At 69.6% G+C, this 19,664-nt stretch carries 15 protein-coding genes; 4 read left to right on the plus strand and 11 right to left on the minus strand.

Annotated features, from left to right (window positions below; translation table 11 throughout):
• Positions 1-96 precede the first annotated feature (96 nt).
• The gene (locus tag ACZ7M7_RS04670) at positions 97-2,385 is read left to right on the plus strand and encodes an ATP-binding cassette domain-containing protein (RefSeq protein WP_472112765.1); all 2,289 of its coding nucleotides are present in this window, start codon (positions 97-99) and stop codon (positions 2,383-2,385) included.
• Positions 2,386-2,511: 126 nt separating this feature from the next.
• Here ACZ7M7_RS04670 and ACZ7M7_RS04675 read toward each other — a convergent pair whose 3' ends face one another.
• The 8 genes from ACZ7M7_RS04675 to ACZ7M7_RS04710 all read right to left on the minus strand — a co-directional run bounded on the left by ACZ7M7_RS04675 (position 2,512) and on the right by ACZ7M7_RS04710 (position 11,477).
• On the minus strand, positions 2,512-4,836 hold the full coding sequence (locus ACZ7M7_RS04675; RefSeq protein WP_472112768.1) for a methyltransferase domain-containing protein: 2,325 nt from the start codon (positions 4,834-4,836) through the stop codon (positions 2,512-2,514).
• Positions 4,833-5,528, minus strand: a complete 696-nt coding sequence (locus tag ACZ7M7_RS04680) for an antibiotic biosynthesis monooxygenase family protein (RefSeq protein WP_383624591.1) — start codon at positions 5,526-5,528, stop codon at positions 4,833-4,835. Before ACZ7M7_RS04680 ends, ACZ7M7_RS04675 begins: the two co-directional genes overlap by 4 nt.
• Before the next feature lie 35 nt (positions 5,529-5,563).
• Positions 5,564-6,583 (minus strand): methyltransferase, encoded by a 1,020-nt coding sequence (locus ACZ7M7_RS04685; protein ID WP_472112772.1) that lies wholly within the window; start codon positions 6,581-6,583, stop codon positions 5,564-5,566.
• 61 nt (positions 6,584-6,644) lie between these two features.
• Positions 6,645-7,748, minus strand: coding sequence for a DegT/DnrJ/EryC1/StrS family aminotransferase (locus ACZ7M7_RS04690; RefSeq protein WP_472112775.1), 1,104 nt, complete (start codon positions 7,746-7,748; stop codon positions 6,645-6,647).
• Positions 7,745-8,188, minus strand: coding sequence for a sugar 3,4-ketoisomerase (locus ACZ7M7_RS04695; RefSeq protein ID WP_472112778.1), 444 nt, complete (start codon positions 8,186-8,188; stop codon positions 7,745-7,747). Before ACZ7M7_RS04695 ends, ACZ7M7_RS04690 begins: the two co-directional genes overlap by 4 nt.
• Positions 8,185-8,940 carry a class I SAM-dependent DNA methyltransferase gene (locus tag ACZ7M7_RS04700; protein ID WP_472112781.1) on the minus strand — a complete coding sequence of 252 codons (756 nt, stop codon included), beginning with the start codon at positions 8,938-8,940 and terminating at the stop codon, positions 8,185-8,187. The genes ACZ7M7_RS04695 and ACZ7M7_RS04700 overlap by 4 nt, the downstream gene beginning before the upstream one ends.
• The gene (locus ACZ7M7_RS04705; RefSeq protein ID WP_472112785.1) at positions 8,937-10,076 is read right to left on the minus strand and encodes a glycosyltransferase; all 1,140 of its coding nucleotides are present in this window, start codon (positions 10,074-10,076) and stop codon (positions 8,937-8,939) included. The genes ACZ7M7_RS04700 and ACZ7M7_RS04705 overlap by 4 nt, the downstream gene beginning before the upstream one ends.
• Before the next feature lie 357 nt (positions 10,077-10,433).
• Positions 10,434-11,477 carry a hypothetical protein gene (locus tag ACZ7M7_RS04710; RefSeq protein ID WP_472112788.1) on the minus strand — a complete coding sequence of 348 codons (1,044 nt, stop codon included), beginning with the start codon at positions 11,475-11,477 and terminating at the stop codon, positions 10,434-10,436.
• A 192-nt stretch (positions 11,478-11,669) separates the two neighbouring features.
• On the opposite strand from ACZ7M7_RS04710, the gene ACZ7M7_RS04715 reads away from it, so the two are divergent.
• Complete coding sequence (locus tag ACZ7M7_RS04715) at positions 11,670-13,274, plus strand: MFS transporter (RefSeq protein ID WP_472113927.1); 1,605 nt, start codon at positions 11,670-11,672, stop codon at positions 13,272-13,274.
• Positions 13,275-13,424: 150 nt separating this feature from the next.
• Here the strand turns inward: ACZ7M7_RS04715 and ACZ7M7_RS04720 are convergent, their stop codons facing one another.
• From ACZ7M7_RS04720 to leuA, 3 genes are all read right to left on the minus strand, one after another.
• Complete coding sequence (locus ACZ7M7_RS04720) at positions 13,425-14,696, minus strand: acyltransferase family protein (RefSeq protein ID WP_472112790.1); 1,272 nt, start codon at positions 14,694-14,696, stop codon at positions 13,425-13,427.
• Between the two features lie 574 nt (positions 14,697-15,270).
• Positions 15,271-15,969 (minus strand): TerB family tellurite resistance protein, encoded by a 699-nt coding sequence (locus ACZ7M7_RS04725; protein ID WP_383610958.1) that lies wholly within the window; start codon positions 15,967-15,969, stop codon positions 15,271-15,273.
• Between the two features lie 262 nt (positions 15,970-16,231).
• Entirely contained in the window at positions 16,232-17,971 is a 1,740-nt protein-coding gene (gene leuA, locus ACZ7M7_RS04730) for a 2-isopropylmalate synthase (protein WP_451166836.1), read from the minus strand.
• A 320-nt stretch (positions 17,972-18,291) separates the two neighbouring features.
• On the opposite strand from leuA, the gene ACZ7M7_RS04735 reads away from it, so the two are divergent.
• Entirely contained in the window at positions 18,292-19,362 is a 1,071-nt protein-coding gene (locus ACZ7M7_RS04735) for a M4 family metallopeptidase (protein WP_472112793.1), read from the plus strand.
• A 21-nt stretch (positions 19,363-19,383) separates the two neighbouring features.
• On the plus strand, positions 19,384-19,650 hold the full coding sequence (locus tag ACZ7M7_RS04740) for a protealysin inhibitor emfourin (protein WP_328427737.1): 267 nt from the start codon (positions 19,384-19,386) through the stop codon (positions 19,648-19,650).
• Positions 19,651-19,664 lie beyond the last annotated feature (14 nt).

Genomic DNA, 19,664 nt, shown 5'->3' on the forward strand with positions numbered 1-19,664 from the left:
TCGGCGCTCCCCTCCCCTGCCCGGGGACGGGAACGGCGCCGTGCCGATCACCGACCTGCACGAGTCACACACCTGCACGAGGAACGGGATGACAGAGTGAGCTCATCGAAAGCATCAGCACCCGCGGCCGGCACCTCGGCGGACTTAGTCCAGGTGATCCGGGTCCGGGGAGCCCGTGAGAACAACCTCACCGGCGTCGACCTCGACATCCCCAAGAGGAACCTCGTCGTCTTCACCGGAGTCTCCGGCTCGGGCAAGTCCTCTCTCGCCTTCGACACGATCGCCGCAGAGTCGCAGCGTCTGATCAACGAGACCTACCCGGCGTTCCTCCAGTCGCAGATGCCGACGCTGCCCCGCCCGAACGTCGACAGCCTGGAGAACCTCAACGCCGCCATCGTCGTCGACCAGGAACGGATCGGAGCCAACTCCCGTTCCACGGTGGGGACCGTGACCGACACCTGGACGATGCTCCGTATCGTCTTCGCCCGGGTGGGAACTCCGGCCGTGCCGAGTCCCAGCGCTCTCTCGTTCAACGATCCGTCCGGTATGTGCCCGGAGTGCGGGGGCGTCGGGCGCACCTCCGCCATCGACGTCGAGGGGATCTTCGACCGTTCGCTGTCACTCAACGAAGGGGCGATCACCTTCCCCAACTTCGCCGTCGGCTCCGTCTTCTGGAAGATCTACACAGAGTCCGGGTTCTTCGACAACGACCTGCCGTTGGGGAAGTTCACCGAGGCGGACTGGGAGCAACTGCTCACCGGGACCGGTGACGTCGTGAAAACCGGCGGCTACAACATGGCGTACGAAGGCGTCCTGGACAAGATCAGGCGCCTCTACCTCTCCAAGGACGCCGACTCGCTGCGCCCGCACGTACGGCGGGCCGTCGAGGCGATCGGTACCACCGGCCCGTGCTCCGGGTGCTCCGGCACCCGGCTCAACGAGGCCGCCCGCGCCTGCCGGATCGACGGCGTGAGCATCGCCGACTGCAACGCCATGCAGATCACCGAACTGAGCCGGTGGGCCGCCACGTTGCCGGCCGGCGACATCGCCCCGCTGAAGGCCGCTCTGGTCTCCATCCTCGGCAATCTGGTGGAGATCGGGCTCGGCTACCTCAGTCTCGACCGCGCCGCCGGCACCCTGTCCGGCGGTGAGGCACAACGCATCAAGATGGTCCGCCACCTCGACTCCAGTCTCACCGAGCTCACCTACGTCTTCGACGAACCCACCGCGGGTCTGCACGCCCATGACACCAAGCGCGTGATCGGCCTGCTCGAGCGCCTGCGGGACAAGGGCAACACCGTGCTGGTCGTCGAGCACAACCCCGAGGTCATCGCCGCCGCCGACCACATCATCGACATCGGTCCGGGCGCGGGGCTGAACGGAGGACACGTCGTCTACGAGGGCGACGTGGCCGGCTTGAAGAAGTCGGGGACCCCGACCGGGGCCCACCTCACGGTCCGTCAGCCCCTCAAGACCGAGGTGCGCGAACCCATCGGCTCGCTCGACATCAAGTCGGCGTCCCTGCACAACCTGCGCGACGTCAGCGTCAGCATCCCGCTCCGCGTCCTCACGGCGGTCACCGGGGTGGCCGGGGCGGGCAAGAGCTCCCTCGTCCTCGGTTCCCTGCCGAAGGAGACGGAGGCCTCGATCGTCGACCAGTCGCCCATCAAGGGGTCCCGCCGGTCCAACCCGGCCACGTACACCGGCATGCTCGACGGCATCCGCGAAGCCTTCGCCGCCGCCAACGGCGTCAAGGCCGCGCTCTTCAGCGCGAACTCCGAGGGTGCCTGCCCGACGTGCAAGGGGCTCGGCGTCACCTACACGGACCTCGGCTACATCACCGCTGTGCCGACCACATGCGAGAAGTGCCAGGGGCGCCGGTTCACCGACGAGGTGCTCTCCTACGAGCTGCGCGGCAGGAGCATCGCCGACGTGCTGGCGTTGTCCGTCGACACCGCGGCGGACTTCTTCACGGAGAAGTCCGTCACCCCGGTGCTCACCGCGCTGCAGGACGTCGGCCTCGGATACATCAGCCTCGGGCAGCCGCTCACCACGCTGTCCGGCGGGGAACGTCAGCGCCTGCGGCTGGCCATCGAGATGCGCAAGAACGCGAAGACCTACATCCTCGACGAGCCGTCCACCGGGCTGCACCTGGCCGATGTCGACAACCTGATCCGGCTGCTGGACGGGCTCGTCGACGGCGGCGCCTCGGTCATCGTGATCGAGCACAACCTGGACGTCATCGCCCGCGCCGACTGGGTCGTCGACCTGGGCCCCGGCGCCGGTGACGAGGGTGGCCGCATCGTCTACGAAGGTCCTCCCGGCCTGATGCCGCGGACCGGGAAATCGATGACCGGCCGCTTCCTGCACGCCTCCCGGAAGTAGATCGCGAGCATGGCGAGGGCCTGCGTGCAGGTGGAGGTGCCGAGTCTTCACCGCACGGAGGCCCTCGCCTGCCGTCCTCGACCGGGACCGGATCCTTGCCCGGCACAGCCGGGACCTGTGGCGGATTCAGCCCCGGCGCTCGGCCGTCACGTGCCAGACCGGCATCGTCGCCCGGCCCGTCTCGTCCAGTGCCAGACCCTGCAGCTGGTCCGCGGTGACCTCGGCGTCCGGATACTCCTCCTTGATCATGGCCGCGATGTCCTCGGGCCGTAGCGAGCTGGCGTACGCCACGGCCTCGACGGCCACGACGTCCCAGACGCTCCCGACCATCCGGCGGAGGTTCACCGCACTGTGACGGTGCGGGCCGGGGAAGGGCGCGTCCAGTTCCTCGGCGAAGCAGAACATGTGCAACCGGGCCCCCGGTCGGCAGGCGTCGTGCAGCACCGTGAGATAGCGCTGCCGCTCGTCCTCGGCCAACGCGTGGAAGCACGCGCTGTCGACAACCGTGTCGAAGCGGCCCTCGAAGCCCTGCAACCGGGTGGCGTCCCCGACGACGAACTCCACCTCCACGCCCTTGGCCCCGGCCCGCCGGCGTGCCTCGGTCACCGCTGTCGCGGACACGTCGACCGCGGTGACGGCATGGCCCCGGGAGGCGAGGAACGCGGCGTTGTCGCCAAGTCCGCAGCCGACGTCCAGGACGCTCCCGGTGATCAGCCCGGCCTCCTCGACCGCGACCAGGGCCGGCTGCGGCCTGCCGATGTCCCAGGGCTGGACGGGCTGAGTGTCCGCCGCGCCGGTGTACATGTCCTCGAAGTCGTACCGGTCGGGAATGTGATCGGAGGCGTAGGTCATCGGGTCCTCCCGCGTGCGAGGTGTGGACGGGGACGTCGTCGTGCCGGACGACGGGAGCCGCACGGACAGCTGGTGGTGGAACACGTCGAGCGGGTCGAAGGCGGCCTTCACGGCCTGCAACCGGACGTAGTTGTCCTTGTAGTAGAGCCGATGCCACGGCACGCCCGAGGTGTTGAACTCCGGGTCGGCCAGGTCGATGTCGGGGTAGTTGATGTACGAGCCGTCGCTCAGTTCGTCGGAGACCGGAGCGCCGCCGGTGGCGCCGAACAGCTCCCCGTACAGGCCGCGCAGCCAGGCGATGTGGAGCTCGTCCTCGCCCGGGTCGTTCCAGGCGGCCGAGTAGGCGGCCTTGATCACCGAGTCGCGCTGGGCGGACGCGGTGTCCCCGGGCTCCACCGTGTTGATCGCGCCGCCGTATCCGTTGAGCATCATCAGCGACTCACGGCCGAAGTAGCTCTCGCTGGTGAAGTGACGGTAGAGCCCGGCGATCTGCTCGTCGGTGTGGACGCCCCGCAGATACGCGGCCTTGGACTTGGTGCGCGCGCCCAGCACCGGACCGGAGTCGCCCTGGCCCATGTGCCGGGCCGCGGTCAGCCACGGCAGCTCGTAGCGGATCGCGAACGGCTCCACCCCGACGCCCTCGTCCACGGCGGCGAGGAAGGACCCCATGGCGGCATCGGCGTCCGGTGCCGTGGGGTCCATCTGGACGAACATCGTCAGGTCGCCGCCGGACCGGTGCCGGACCCACAGCGAGGCGAACAGGCCCGCGTACGGCGAGTCGGGGCCGCTGTGCTCCACGTGCCAGGCCATGAAGTTCCGGATGATCCGGGTGAACGCCGGCAGGTCCACCTGCTCCCACGACCAGTTGACCATCGCGAGCAGCAACGAGGGCGGCGGCTTGGGCAGCAACTCGGCGGGGTCGGTGCCGGTGGCCCCGGGAGAGCGCATCCAGAACCGCGTCACGATGCCGAAGTTGCCACCACCCCCGCCGGTGTGCGCCCACCACAACTCCCGGTGCGGGTCGTCGGGTTCGCGGGTGGCGACCGTGACGGCCACGTCACCGTCGGCGTCGACGTGCACGACCTCGACGGCGTACAGGTGGTCGGCGACCAACCCGTGCAGCCGGGACAGCGGACCGTACCCGCCGCCGCTGATGTGGCCGCCCGCACCCACCGCGGTGCACACGCCGGCGGGAAGGGTCACGCCCCAGTTCCGGTAGAGCGTCTTGTAGACGTGCCCGACGGTCGCCCCCGTCTCGATCGCGATGGCGTCGCGGTCCGGGTCGTGGTACACCTCCGCCATCAGCGACAGGTCCAGGACGACCCGCACGCCGGGGTCGGCGACGAAGGCCTCCCCGCAGTGCCCGCCGCTGCGGACGGCCACCCGCAGGCCCTCCGCCCGGGCCCGCCGCAGCGCGTCGACGACCTGCTCGGTGGTGCGCACCAGTTCGACCCGGTCGGGCTGCCCGACGAACCGGTAGTTGTCACCCCGCGCCAATTCCGCGTAGCGGTGGTCCCCGGGTCCGACGACGACCGGGGCGGGGACGGGCCGCGAACCGGAGGTCCCGTCGTGGGCGGACGGGTGGATCGTGGTGGTCACCGGCCACCTGCCGGCTGGTCGGAGGCCGACCGGGAGTACACGACCTCGTACGTGTTCGACGACCGGGACGTCACCAGCGGCCGGGCCTTGGCCCGCATCTCCCGGGAGTGTGCCGGGCGGTCCTCCTCGGGCAGCTTGTGGAACCGCTCGTAGGACTCGCGGTCGTCCCACTGGGCGTAGTTGACGACGTAGTCGCCGTCCAGCCCGCGCAGGATCGAGTTGGAGCGGAAGCCCGGCACCTCCTGCAGCCACGCGTCGGGCTCCGTGAACAGCTCCACCAGGCGGGCCTGGTTCGACGGTTCGACCCCCATGATGACGATGACGGTGAAGTCGTCCCGGTCGGGCGATATCTCGATGTGCTCCAGCGAAGCGTGCAGCCGGGTGGCGACCACCTCCGTCTTGAGCAGGTGGACCGAGGTGGTCAGTTCGGTGAAGTGGGGCACCGTGTTGTGCTTGAAGTTCTCGCCCTCGTAGCGCTCCTGGAGGTCCGCCACGCTGCGCCACTGGATGTAGTTCGCGGCGCACGGCCGGTCCAGCCCGCCGTGCAGGGTGGAGGACCGCCAGCCCGGGTAGTTCGCCCCGTTGATGATCCCTTCCATGGTGTCGAGCAGGATCTTCTGCGCATCGGGGCTCGTGGTGTCGAACAGGTTGAACACCGTGAGCGATCCGTTGTCCGGTGTGATGAACGGCATGGGTTCCAGTCCTTCGCTTCGGTTCGGGTCCGGGCTCAGGCGCGGACGGCTTCGACGACGCTGTGCAGCCCGGCCCGGACGATCCGGGTGAGCTTGAGGCCGGCCCGCTCGAAGAGGTCGGCGAACTCGGCCTCGGTGCGCTGGCGGCCGCCGCAGAGCACGAGCATGTTGAGGTCCATGAGGGTGACCGTCGGCGCCGGCTCGCTCCGGTCCGGCATGACCGCCTCGACCAGCAGGACCCGGCCGCCCTCGGCGAGCGCCTCCCGGCAGTTGCGCAGGATGGTGAGCGAGTGCGCGTCGTCCCAGTCGTGGATGACGTTGGAGAGCAGGTACGCGTCGGCGCCCGGCGGTACGGAGTCGAAGAAGTCGCCCCCGACGACCTCTGCCCGGCCGTCCGTGCCGGAGTCCTTGAACGCCCGGCCCGCACCCGCGACCACGTCCGGCTGGTCGTACAGCACGCCGCGGACGTCCGGGTTGGCGGCGAGCACCGCGGCGAGCAGCGCACCGTGGCCGCCTGCGACGTCGACCAGGGTGCCGATGCCGCTGAAGTCGAACGCACCGACCACCGGGGCGATCAGCTGGCGCGAGGCCTCGCTCATGGCGTTGTTGAACACGCTGGAGACATCCGCCCTCTCGCGCATGAAGTCCCAGACGTTCTGGCCGTGCACCCGCTCGAAGGCGGGTTCGCCGGTCCGGACACTGTCGGCGAGACCGGCCCAGGTGTTCCGGTCGGCGGCGAGCCCGACCCACCGGGCGAAGTTCCGCATCGAGGTGGGTGAATCGCTGCGCAGCGCCTCCCCGACCTCGGTCAGGGCGAACACCTCGCCCGCGCGCTCCTCGAGCAGCCCGAAGTCGGCGCCGGCGCGCAGCAGCCGGTAGAGCGTCGGTCCGTGGGCGCCGACGGCCTCGGCGATCTCGTCCACGGGTCGGGCGCCGTCGGACAGTGCGTCGGCGACCCCCAGTTCGGCGAGGGCGCTCACGGCGGCGGCCATCCAGCTCGCCGTGGCGAGTTGCAGCACGCGGACGGAGGGCGGCAGCTGCGGTGGGGTCTGCATGACGGCGGAACCTTTCGGTCGCGGGGTACGGGAAGGAAGCGAAGGGGACGAGCGGCCGGTCTCAGAGCGCGGCACGAACTGCGGCGATGACGTCGGACACGTCCCGGTCGTCCAGATGCGGTCCCATCGGCAGGCTGAGCACCTGCGCGGCGATGGACTCCGCGATGGGATGGGTACCGGCCGGCCACCGGGTGTCGTCGGCGTAGGCCTGGGACAGGTGGACGGGGACCGGATAGTGGACCAGCGTGCCGATGCCGGCTTCGGCCAGGCTCTTTCGCAACCGCTCCCGGTCGTCGCAGCCGACGACGAACAGGTGCCACGCGGGCTCGGTGCCCGTCGGCGTCTTCGGGAGGCGCAGGCCGGGCAGTCCCCCGAGCCCCTCTTGGTACTGCACGGCGATCTGCGCCCGGCGACGGTTCCATCGGTCGAGATGACGGAGCTTGACCCGCAGGATGGCCGCCTGCAGTTCGTCGAGGCGGGAGTTGGTCGCCTGGATCTCGTGGTGGTACTTGCGCCGCGAGCCGTAGTTCCGCAACAGCCGCAGCCGGTCGGCCAGTTCGGCGTCGGAGGTCAGCACCGCCCCGCCGTCGCCGAGCGCCCCGAGGTTCTTGCCGGGATAGAAGCTGAACGCAGTCGCCGTGGTGCCCGTACCCACCCGCCGGCCCCGGTACCGGGCGCCGTGGGCCTGAGCGGCGTCGTCCACCACCGCGAGCCCATGCGCCACGGCCGTCCGCCGCAGCGCGTCGAGATCCGCGGCCTGGCCGTAGAGGTGTACCGGCATGACGGCCCGGGTGGCCGGTGTGATGGCCGCCTCCACCCGGGCGGGGTCGAGCAGATGGGTCGCCGGATCCACCTCGACCGGCACCGGGGTGGCGCCGGCGGCCGAGACGGAGAGCCACGTGGCGATGTACGTCGCGCTGGGGACGATCACCTCGTCGCCCGCGCCGATGCCCAGCCCCCGCAGGCCGAGTTCCAGGGCGTCACAGCCGCTGCCCACCGCCACGCAGTGCTCGGCTCCGCAGTACGCGGCGAATTCGGCCTCGAACGCCTCCAGTTCGGAGCCCAGGAGGAACCAGCCCGAGTCGACCACCCGGTGGTACGCCGCATCGAGCTCCTCCCGGATCTCCGCATGGGGCGCTTTCAGATCGAGGAAGGGAATTCTCACAGCAGTCGTCCGGCGTCGGTCGCGAATTCCTGGTACTCGCGGTAGTAGTCGGCCTCGTCGTAATGCTCCGAGGCCAGCACCAGAGCGACCGCGCCCTCGGAGAAGTTGGTGAGGCCGTTCCACACCATCGGTCCGATGTAGAGACCCTGATGCGGGCTGTCCAGGCGATACACCGCGGTGTCGGCGGTGTCGTCGACCGTGACGTCGAAACTGCCCGAGACGGCGATGACCAATTGCTCCAGATTACGGTGGGCGTGGTCGCCGCGTATCGAGTCCCGCGGCAATGCGTAAAGGTAGAACATCCGCTTGATGTCGAAGCCGATGTCCTTGATGCCCTCGACCACGGACAATTTCCCGCGGCTGTCGGCGATGGTCTGGAGGTCCATCAGCTCGCAGGGGCGCACTTTGCCCACCTGGCCGCGTGTGGAGAGCGCCGTCATCGCGTCTCCCGCCCTTCTTCGCCGGACGAGGAGGAAGGAGCGGTCGCGAGGAACAGCCCGCGCCCGGAAGGACCGCCGGGCACGTGGTCGACGGCCAGCCCGGCCCGCGCGAAGGCGCGCTCGTACTGCTCCCGCGTGAAGAGCGACAGCACGTGGGTGTCGGAGAACCGGCGCAGTCCGGTGGCGGGTTCAGCCACGGTGTACTCCACCGTCATCCGGGTGGAGTCGCCCTCGCGGACGGTGTGCGAGACGCGGGCGATGGTGCGGCCGTCGACCTCCACGACGGCGGCTCCGACGTACCCGTCCAGGAACTCCTCCGGGAACCACCACGGCTCGACCAGCACCACCCCGCCCGGGGTCAGATGGCGCCGGAACACCGCGAGCGTGCGGTCCAGTTCCTCGGTCGACCCCAGATACCCGACCGAGCTGAACATGCAGGTGATCGCGTCAAAGGTGCGGCCCAGGTCAAAGGTGCGCATGTCGTCCCGGTGGACGGCCACCCCAGGGAGCCGTTCCACCGCCAGCGCGTGCATCGCCGGCGCCAGCTCGACCCCCTCGACGTGGGAGACGGACTTGCGCAGGGCGTCCAGGTGGGCGCCGGTGCCGCAGGCGACGTCCAGCAGGCTGACGATGTCGGGCTGCCGCTCGCGCAGCAGCCGCAGGACGTCGTCCGCCTCCGCCCTGTAGTCCTTGCCCCGGCCCCGGTAGACGGCGTCGTAGACGTCGGCGTGATCCGCTCCGTAGCTGCTCACGAGCGCACCAGCCGCTCCAGGTCGGCGACGACCTCGTTGGGCGTCGGGAGTGAGTTGAGCTCGCGGGCGAGTTCCCGCGCCTGCCGTGCGTAGCGGTCGTCGGACAGGATCGTGCCGCACGCCTCGAAGGTGCCCTGGGGCGAACCGGCCTCACGGTGGAGCACCAGGCCCGACCCCTGCTGCTCCAGCAGCCGCAGCGACGGCTGGAAGGCCTCGAACTGGTTGAGCACGACCTGCGGTGTGCCGGCGGCCATCGCGTTGAGGGCGGTCAGCCCGCCACTGTGCACGATCGCGTCGCAGGTACGGACGAGGAACTCCAGCGGTACCCAGCCGCTGCGGACCTGCGGGAACCTGGCGCGCAGCTTTTCGGCCGCCTCGTCGTTCGCCGCCACCACGATCTCGGCGTCCAGCTCGGTGAGGCGGGATATCAGCCCGCAGAGGTGGTCGAAGATCTCGGGCATGGCGGTCCGGAAGCTGCCGTAGGTGACGCAGATCCGGGGGCGCTCACCGCGTTCGTACATCCACGGTTCGAGCTTGCGCTGCCGGTTGCCCGGAACCCACCGCATGGGTATGCCCGGCGTGGCGCCCGGGGGCAGCAGGCTGGGCGGGCAGAGGTCGATGAACAGGTCGGGGTCGGGCAGCCGGTCGAGCCCGATGGCCGACAGCTCGGGAGCCAGTTCCTCGTTCGCGTAGCGCTCCCCGCCGTCGAAGTGCAGCCAGTCCCAGGCCTGGCGGACGTGCGGGATGCCGAGGTGTGCGCCCAGCAGCGCGGCGGCGTACGCGTCGGTTCCGCCGACCACCAGATCCGGGCTCCAGGCCTTGGTGAGCGCCAGCAGCCCTTCCAGGCTCACCGCGGCCTGGCGTCCGAACCAGCGGCCGACGTAGGGGAGTTCCTGCTCGGGAGACCACGGGAATTCGATCGGGCCGCCGGGCCGGTCCAGGTGTTTGATGCTCTCGGTGGTGTGCTCGGTCACCACGGCCACCGGGGGCAGTCCGACGCCCTCGATGGTCGGGGTGAGTTCGTCGAAGGCGGCGACGACGATCTCATGACCGGCGTTGCGCAGTGCCGTCGCGAGCGGAGCAAGGGCGAATACTCCCGCGGGGCTTGTTCCCGCTGCTATGAAGAGGACTTTCATGCTTCTCCTTGTGGGCAGGGTCTGCCGGACACAGGGCCTTCTCGTGCGGAATCAACGGTTGGCTCGCTGAACGGAGACCGTTTCGCAAAGGCGGAGAGCGCCGGGGCAGCGGTGAGAGGGCATAAAAAAACGCCGAGAACCGTCTCGGCGTTGGCTATCCGCTGCAGGCTGAGGTGAAAGCGGGGTCCGGGCTGAAAACATTTCCCGGACACACATGTTCCAATATGGACAACATCTTCTTCACCGCAGGTCGGATTGTCAAGGGCCCTTGTTCCGGGCGGCGTTGCACGCCTGGCCGCATACGAACGGGCCGACCGCCTGCCGTGGCGGCGGGCGGCCGGCCCGGACCGCCCGTCACTACCGGCCCGGCGTGTGCCGAGCGAGGATCTCGCGGTGCGACTCGATCAGCCGCGGTACGTCCTTCCGGTCCGCCCGGGCCATGCCGCACTCGGTGCAGATGCCCCAGGGGTGGGCGTCCTCGGGCAGGTATCTGTCGATGAGCGCGATCTGCCTGTCGGTCGTCCCCTCGGCCTGTCTCTTCGGGTGGTAGGGCACGACCGACAGGTAGATCTCGGTCTCCGGATCGGCACGCAGGTCGGCCAGGGGCGCGAAGTAGTGGGCGTCGTCGCGGTCCTGCGGCACGGTGAAGGAGATCCAGGCCGGGGCGCGTTCGGCGGTCCGGGTCACCGCATTGGCGAGGGCGACCTGGTTCGCCAGGGACTTCGGCTCGACCATGTGCCGATGCTCGAAGTCGCCGTAACACAGATGCAGTCCCACGGGGACGCCCGAGGGCAGGCGGTCGACGAGCGCCGCGAGCTGCGTGGCCAGCGGTTCCAGTAGGTCAGGTTGCAGGTCGGCCGTGACGGTCTCCACCGCCGCGTCCCACTGCACGGCGAGATCAGGGTGCGGCACGCTCCGGACCAGCTCGTCCAGATCGGCGAGGAGCGCGCGCTCGTAGGACGGGCCGATCCGGTCCCTGTGGTCGGGGTGGAAGAGCATGCCGCCCGCGACCGGGGTGGGGTACTCGGCCTGCATCCGCACGCCCGCGGGGACGACGCCCTCGTCTCGCAGGCCGGTGAAGACCTCGTAGGACTTCCGGTACTCCGCGGCGTAGCCGAGGTCGCCCCAGGCGATCGTGTCCGGGTCGGCGCCCTCGTCGAGGCCTACGGAGGGCCCGCCCGTGTACGCGCCGTCGGAATCCGAGCCGGCGTCGATCTGCCGCAGGCCTGGCGTGGCGAGGAGACGGGGCAGCTGGTAGCCGATCCACTGGGACCGGCCTCCGGTCTCACCGTCGGGCAGCCGGCGGACACCGACGGGGACCTGTTCGGCGAGGACCCGCATCACCGTCGCGGGGTCCGGCAGGTTGACCCCGCCGTTGAAGTGGACTGCTGAGGGGGGCATGGGACCTCTCGATCGCACGGGTGTGTTGCTGCAGCCGTCAACGGCCCCCGCACCGCTTTGGTCACCCTCTCCTGCTCCCGCCCCGCGACACTCCGCTACTCAGCTTGACAAGCCACAGCGCGCAGAGTTACCTTCACTGTAAAGATACACCAGGGTGGAGGAAGCTTGAACGCCACAGAAGAATCCCCGTCCATGCGTCAGTGGCTCGGCTTGATCGCCGTGTCTCTGGGCGTGGCTCTGATCGTTGTCGACATCACCATCGTCAACGTGATCCTCGCCCCGATCATCGAGGACCTGGAGATCACCTCGGTCGAGGCCCAGTGGGTCCAGGAGTCCTACGCGATCATCTTCGCGGCGCTGCTCCTGATCTCCGGGCGCCTGTCCGACCTGCAGGGCGCCCGCAAGATCTTCCTCGTCGGCCTCGTGGTCTTCGGGGTCACCAGCCTGGTGGCAGCGGTCGCGCCGAACGGCGGCCTGCTGATCCTGTCGAGGTTCCTGCAGGGAATCGGCGGGGCGATGATCCTGCCCACCTCGCTGGCCCTGGTGAACGCGACGTTCACCGGCAAGGCCCGAGGGCAGGCGTTCGCCGTCTGGGGCTCGACCATCGGTGCCGCGGCGGCCGTCGGCCCGCTGCTGGGCGGCTGGCTCGCGGACTTCTCCTGGCGGTGGGCCTTCGGTATCAACATCCCGCTCGTGGCGCTGATCATCGCCGGTGCCCTGATCTACCTGCCCGTCTCTCCGCGTACGAGGGGCAGCATCGACATCTTCGGCGGCGTACTGTCGGCGATCGGGCTCGGCTTCCTGGCGTTCGGGCTGATCGAGGGCCGTACGTATGGCTGGCTCAAGACCATCGAACCGCTGGAGGTCGGCGGCTTCTCGTGGAGCAGCGGCCCCTCCCCGGTCTTTGCCGCGTTCATCGTGTCCCTCCTCGTCCTGTTCGTCTTCTGGCGCCGGCAGGCGGCGCTCAGCAAGCGCAACGAGGAACCGCTGATGGACGTGCGGCTGTTCTCCATCCCCTCGTTCCGCAACGGCAACGTCGTCACGCTGTTCGTGGGTCTCGGTGAGTTCGGCATCATCGCGGTGATGCCGCTGTGGCTGCAGTTCGCGCTCGACTACAGCGCTTTCCAGGCAGGACTGGCGCTCGTCGCCCTCGCGGCAGGCAGCTTCTGCGCCAGCGGTGCGAGCTTCTCGATGGCCGGCTCGCCGATCACGCTGGTGCGGATCGGCTTGGTACTGGAGGCGGCCGGGCTGGCCATGCTGGGTCTGATCGCGACCACCGACAGCGCCTGGTGGCTGATCGCGATCGCCCTGTTCATCTACGGCATCGGCGTCGGCTTCGCCACCGCGCAGGTCACCAACGTCGTCCTCGTGGACGTGCCGGTCGAAAGCGCCGGGCAGGGCTCGGGCGTCCAGAGCGCGTCCCGCGAACTCGGCGCCGCGCTCGGTATCGCCGTACTGACGACCCTGTTCTTCACCACGCTCACCTCCAACCTGCGCGACAGCCTGACCGGCTCCGGAATCCCCGCCGGGCAGGCTCGCGAGCTCAGCGGTGTCGTGACCGACAGCGCGGGCTCGGTGATCCCGGCCCTCGCGAAGGACCCGGAGACCTCGTCCGTCGCCGAGGCGGCACGCCAGGCGATGGCCGACGCGATCGAGGTGTCCAGTTACGTCTGTGCCGGGCTGCTGCTCCTGGCGCTCGCGGCCACGCTGTTCGTCAGGCCCCGGAACAACCCCGGCGGCGAGGGTGCCGCCGAGGAGACGTACGGGGCCTCGAAGCCGGAGCCGAGCGCGCACTGACGGTTCGGACCGAGCGCACCCGGTCCGACCGCGCACCACCCGCACCACCCCGCACCGGCGTTGCGCCGGTGTCCCCGACCGACCCGGTTGGGGGGCCCTCCCCCGTGCCCTCCGACCGGGTCCTCTTCGTGTCCGCTCACCGCTCGCCGCTCAGCGGTCCGGCAGATCGGCCGGCGAACCCACCGCCGTCCTCGGCTGCGGTTCGACGGTCTCCCCCGGATCCTTTGACGCCGGCCCCTGCTGCGGCCGCCGCCCCCGGATGATCCTGGTCATCGGCACCTCCACCCACCGGTACAGGGCCCAGGCCGCCAGCCCGGCCGCGACCGCGTAGAGGACGAGGAAGCCGAGAGTCCCCCAGACGGACAGAGCCTGGGTCGGCCGCGAGATCAGCCCGAGATCGAACAGCCATGGCTTGAGGCGACCGAGGGTGTTCAGCACGAAGAGCATGTGCACGGCGTAGAAGCAGAAGGAGATCTTCCCGAGGAACACCATGCGCGGCCCGCGGAACGGGGTCCACCTACCGGCCCGGTCCGCCTGGGCCAGGGCGGCGATCAGCAGGGCGAAGGGGACGAGCATCCCGGCAGCACGCTGGAGCGGCGGCGGCAGTTCCCGGTTCAGGAGGAAGCCCACGACGCAGATCCCCAGCGCCACCTGGAGATTGGGCCCCCTCCAGGTGCCCCTGCGCACCAGCAGCGCGACGATCATCCCGATGACGAACTCGGTGAGCCGCATCAAGGGAAACACCTCGGTGAACCAGAGCATGAACTGGCTGTCGTACCCCTCCAACGGCACGACGGGCGGCGGCTCGGGCGCACGGAGCGCGAAGGCACGGTCGGCGAGCGTCGGCCCCAGGAAGGTCAGCGCGACGCAGACAACGGCCGTGATGTGCAGGGTGCGATTGGTCGCCCGCACCATCGTCACCAGCAGCGCCGGGAAGCACAGATAGAAGAAGGCCTCACAACTCAGGGACCACATCACCGGGTTGAGGCCGAAGATGTAGGACTGGTCGGGAATCCATGACTGGACCAGGAAGGTGTGCGCCAGGACGGTGCGCCAACTCGGCCAGATCTGCGCGGACAGGAAGGTCAGCAGGACCGCGAGGACGGATCCGGCGACGTACACCGGGAAGATCTTCGCGAACCGGTGCCGCCAGAACAGCCGGGCCGGGCGGTCCGTCGGGGTGGACCAGGTCAGCACGAAACCGCTGAGGACGAAGAAGAAGGAAACCCCGATGAATCCGGTGCCGAAGACGCTGTGGAAACCACGGTCGACCCCGGAGGGCTCCCGGGATCCGACCTCCGTCCCCAACTGCAGGGCCGTGAAGTGGAGTCCGAAGACCAGGAGCGCGGCGATCCAGCGCAGGCCGGTGAGGGACGGGAGCGTCCCCCGCCCGGGAGGCTCTGTGCGTAATTCGCTGTCCATGCCGTTGCTCCTTTCGTGACCGCGAGGGATGCGGCCGGGGCGAGTGGGGCGCGTGGGCCATGTGCGGTCGGTGTACGACCGCGGCCGTAGGAGGCACGCACCGGAAATGACGGCAGCCCGAGGTACGCCGCGGGCGGCGACGCGAGAGAGAGTGCGAGGTGATGCGGCGCTTCGGAAGTGGCCGACGCGGCAGACGCGGCGCGGGCCTAAGAGCCTGTTTCTGAACCCCCGTCGTCCGCGCGGAGCGCGGGCGCAGCGGCGTTCGGTGCGTGCCCTCGGCGTGCGGCGTTGCAGGTCATGTGGCGGAGCCACCTGTCCTGCGGCGCCGTGCGGCGAGGGTGCGTGCCGGGCGTCGGGGCGCAGGCGGGGGTTCAGAAACAGGCTCTAAGGGACCTGCCGGCTCGACCGGCGGCGAGGGGGGACGGAGTGGCGATGCACAGGCGTTCCCACGATGAACCGAATCTTCTTCACCGCAGGCCGACGTGTCAAGGCCGTCCGGCAGCACGATCCGGGCGGTGAGGGAAGCGTCCTAGGCGGGCTTGAGGGCGACGGTGCAGCAATGGCGTCCGTGCCGCTACGACGGCGTCCGTGCCGCCGCGGCCAGCAGTCTCGTCACGTCCTCGGGGCAGATGGTGAGCGCTGCGCCGACCGTCGCGAGGACGTCTCGCTCGGCGGGGGTGTAGGGGCCGTCGGCCAGGGCGATGCGGGCGCCCTGGAGGAGGATCGATTCGCGGCCGGCGGGGGCGAGGTGCGGGGCGAGGGGGTCCAGGGCCTCGTGGAGCTCTATGGCCAGGCCGGCACCGCAGGGCTCGGAGAAGACCCGCCCGGTGTCCGCGGCCAGGGCCTCCACCAGCGCGTTGAGCTGCTCCTCCGTGCAGTCGTCGAAGCCGGCCGCCCGCACCGTGGCGGCGGCGGCCTCCAGGGACGGACGGGCACAGGTGCCGCCGGCGGCCAGCACCGCGAGGGCGACGGTGTGGACGGCGTCGCGGAGCATCGCGGAGAAGCGGGTGGTGGTGGGGTGGTCGAGGGCGTCGGTGCCGAAGTGACGTTGGCAGGCCGCACACTCCACGACCGGCGCGGTCTCGCCGCGCGGCAGGACCGGCACGCCGAGCAGGGTGAAGCGGCGGTGCCCGGTCAGCCGCTGGTAGTTGCGGTCACCCCCGCAGCCCGGGCAGAAGAACTCGCCGTCGCCTACGGCCGACCATGCGGTGCGGGTCCCCAGGATGCGCGCAAGCCTGGCGGCACGGCCGTCTTGTCCCCGTCCTGGCAGCACGTCGCACCTCCGTAACCCCGCGGCAACATCGCCGCGCTTGCGTGATGTTAGCCACATCATGGAGGCGGAGTCAGCACCCCGGACGAGACCTTTCCGTGACCTGCACAGGTCAATGGCCGAAAACGGACGGACCCCGCCCACCCGAAAAGGGTGAACGGGGCCTCTGAAACGCCGGGCGCGACAACGCCCTCAAGGGGCGCGGGGAACTGCGCGACAAGCCACGACGGCGCGGCAGCCGATCGACAACCCCTCGCGGCACTTCCTACTGCGGCGCCCCCGCGGAGCGCCCCGCCCGATTGACGGCCGACACGACCGCCTTCAGCGACGCACGCGTGGTGTTCGCGTCGATGCCGATCCCCCACAGGACCTTGCCGTCGATCGCGCACTCGATGTACGACGCGGCCTGCGCGGACGCACCCTCGCTCATCGTGTGCTCCTGGTAGTCCAGCAGCCGTACGTCGATGCCGATGGACTGCAGGGCGTCGAAGAAGGCCGAGATCGGACCGTTGCCGGTACCGGACAGCACGGTGTCGACGCCGTCGACCGTCGCCTCCACCTTCAGCGTGTCCACGCCGTCCGTGTCCGTCGTCGACTGACCGTTCTTGACCTGGATCCGACCCCACGCGTTCTGCGGGTTCGGCAGGTACTCGTCCTGGAAGACCGCCCAGATGTCACCGCCGGTGACCTCGCCGCCCTCGGCGTCCGTCTTCGCCTGGATGAGCTTGGAGAACTCGATCTGCATCCGGCGCGGCAGGTCCAGCTTGTGGTCGTTCTTCAGGACGTACGCGATACCGCCCTTGCCGGACTGCGAGTTGACGCGGATGACGGCCTCGTAGGAGCGGCCGACGTCCTTCGGGTCGATCGGCAGGTAGGGCACGGCCCACTCGATGTCGTCGACGGTGACGCCCTTCGCGGCCGCGTCGGCCTCCATGGCGTCGAAGCCCTTCTTGATGGCGTCCTGGTGGGAGCCGGAGAAGGACGTGTAGACCAGGTCGCCCACGTACGGGTGGCGCGGGTGGACCTCCATCTGGTTGCAGTACTCCCACGTACGACGGATCTCGTCGATGTCGGAGAAGTCGATCTGCGGGTCGACGCCCTGCGAGAACAGGTTCATGCCCAGGGTGACCAGGTCGACGTTGCCGGTGCGCTCGCCCTGCCCGAACAGGCAGCCCTCGATGCGGTCGGCGCCGGCCATCAGCGCCAGCTCGGCGGCGGCGACGGCCGTACCGCGGTCGTTGTGCGGGTGGACCGACAGACAGACGTACTCGCGGCGGGACAGGTTGCGGCCCATCCACTCGAAGCGGTCCGCGTGCGTGGACGGCGTCGAACGCTCCACCGTGGCGGGCAGGTTGAGGATGATCTCGCGGCCCGGACCGGGCTGGTAGACGTCCATCACCGCCTCGCAGACCTCCAGCGCGAAGTCCAGCTCGGTGTCGGTGAAGATCTCGGGGCTGTACTGGTAGCCGAACTCCGTCTCCGGGCCCAGCAGCTTCTCCGCGTACTCGACGACCAGCCGCGTGCCGTCGACGGCGATCTGCTTGATGTCGTCCCTGGAGCCGCGGAACACCACCCGGCGGAAGACGGGGGCAGTGGCGTTGTACAGGTGGACGGTGGCCCGCTTGGCGCCCTTCAGCGACTCCACGGTCCGCTCGATCAGGTCCTCGCGGGCCTGGGTCAGTACGGAGATGGTGACGTCGTCGGGGATGGCCCCGGGGTCCTCGATGATCGACCGCACGAAGTCGAAGTCCGTCTGGCCCGACGCCGGGAAGCCGACCTCGATCTCCTTGTAGCCCATCTTGACCAGCTGGTCGAACATCCGGCGCTTGCGCTCGGGCGACATCGGGTCGATCAGGGCCTGGTTGCCGTCACGCAGATCGGTGGAGAGCCAGCGGGGGGCGGTGGTGACACGCTTCTGGGGCCAGGTGCGGTCCGGGATGTCGACCTGCTCGTAGCGGCCGTACTTGTGGATCGGCATGGAACTGGGCTGCTGGCGATTCGCCATGATGCTTCGGGCTCCTCAGGGTGTCCGGAAGGACGGCCGACGACGCAACGCCAAGCTCCGCGGGGAGGGAGTCGACCTGGACTACAGGCCCTCGCCGCGGCAGCTAAGAAGAAGCAGCCCGAAACGCATGATGCGAAGCATGCTAGCCGAGCCGCTCCCCGTGCGGGGCGTCGTATCAGTATGCGGGACCCGAGGGATGAATAGGACAAAACGTGCGCCATACCACTTCGTCACAGAGCGTGCCGCTCCCTATCCGTATATTTCACCAATCATGGTTGCGACTAGTGACAGCGCCCTAACGCAGTGCAATGGTGCCGGTCATGACGACCAACGGGGGCTTCGAGCCCGTCTTCTGCACCGTCGTACCACCTCACGTCCTGGACAAACTGGCCCGGAACGACGACCCCGCACTCTCCGGCCCGGCTCGCCGCACCCTGATGCGCGACAGCGAGCTGCGCGGCAGGCGCCGTGTCACGACCGAGTTCGCCCTCGCGGCCGCCCCGACGGAGAAGGCACCGTCGGACCAGCCGCTGCGCACCATCTACGACGCCCGGCACCGGACCTCCCTGCCCGGCACCAAGGTCCGCGGTGAGGGCGCGGACCCGGGCCAGGACGCCACGGTCAACCGCGCCTACTCCGGACTCGGCGCCACCTTCGAGCTCTTCCTCAAGGCCTACGCCCGCCACTCGATCGACGGCGACGGCCTGCCCCTGGACGCCACCGTCCACTACGACGAGAACTACAACAACGCCTTCTGGAACGGCGAGCAGATGGTGTTCGGCGACGGGGACGGCGAGATCTTCCTCGACTTCACCATCCCGATCGACGTCATCGGCCACGAGCTCAGCCACGGCGTCACCCAGTACACGGCCAACCTGACCTACTACGGCCAGCCGGGCGCCCTGAACGAGTCCATGTCGGACGTCTTCGGCGCGCTGATCAAGCAGTACACGCTCGGCCAGACCGCCACCGAGGCCGACTGGCTGATCGGGGCGGGTCTGCTGGCGCCCAGCGTCTCGGGCAAGGCCCTGCGCTCCATGAAGGAGCCGGGCAGCGCGTACGACGACGACGTGCTCGGCAAGGACCCGCAGCCCGCGACGATGGACGACTACGTCCGCACCGGCCGCGACAACGGCGGCGTCCACATCAACTCCGGGATCCCCAATCACGCCTTCTACCTGGCCGCCACCGCACTCGGCGGCAACGCCTGGGAGAAGGCGGGGCAGGTCTGGTACGACGTCCTGACCGGCGGCGAGCTGTCGGAGCGGGCCATGTTCACCGACTTCGCCAAGCTGACCGTCAAGGCCGCCCGCGAGCGGTTCGGCGAGGGCGGCGAGGAGCTCCAGGCCGTGTCGAAGGCGTGGGAGCAGGTCGGGGTGCGGATCCAGTAAGTCCGTACTAGACAGGGACCCATGCGGATTTTGGTACGGCGCACGGGTGGTTTCGCGGGCATCGAGCGGCACGCCGAGGTGGACACCTCGGGGCGGCCCGACGCCCAGGAGTGGCACGCCCTGGCCGAGCGCGCGGTCGCGTCCGGCCGGGGCACGCCCCCCGTCGGGGTTCCGGACGGCTTCAGCTACCAGATCACCGTGGACGGCAAGACGGTGTACTGCTCGGATCCCCGGCTCACCGACGAACAGCGCAAGCTGATCTCACGGGTACTGAAGGAGGGGGCGTGACCGGCACTCGCGGA

It is taken from the genome of Streptomyces sp. NPDC111606 (assembly GCF_055656945.1).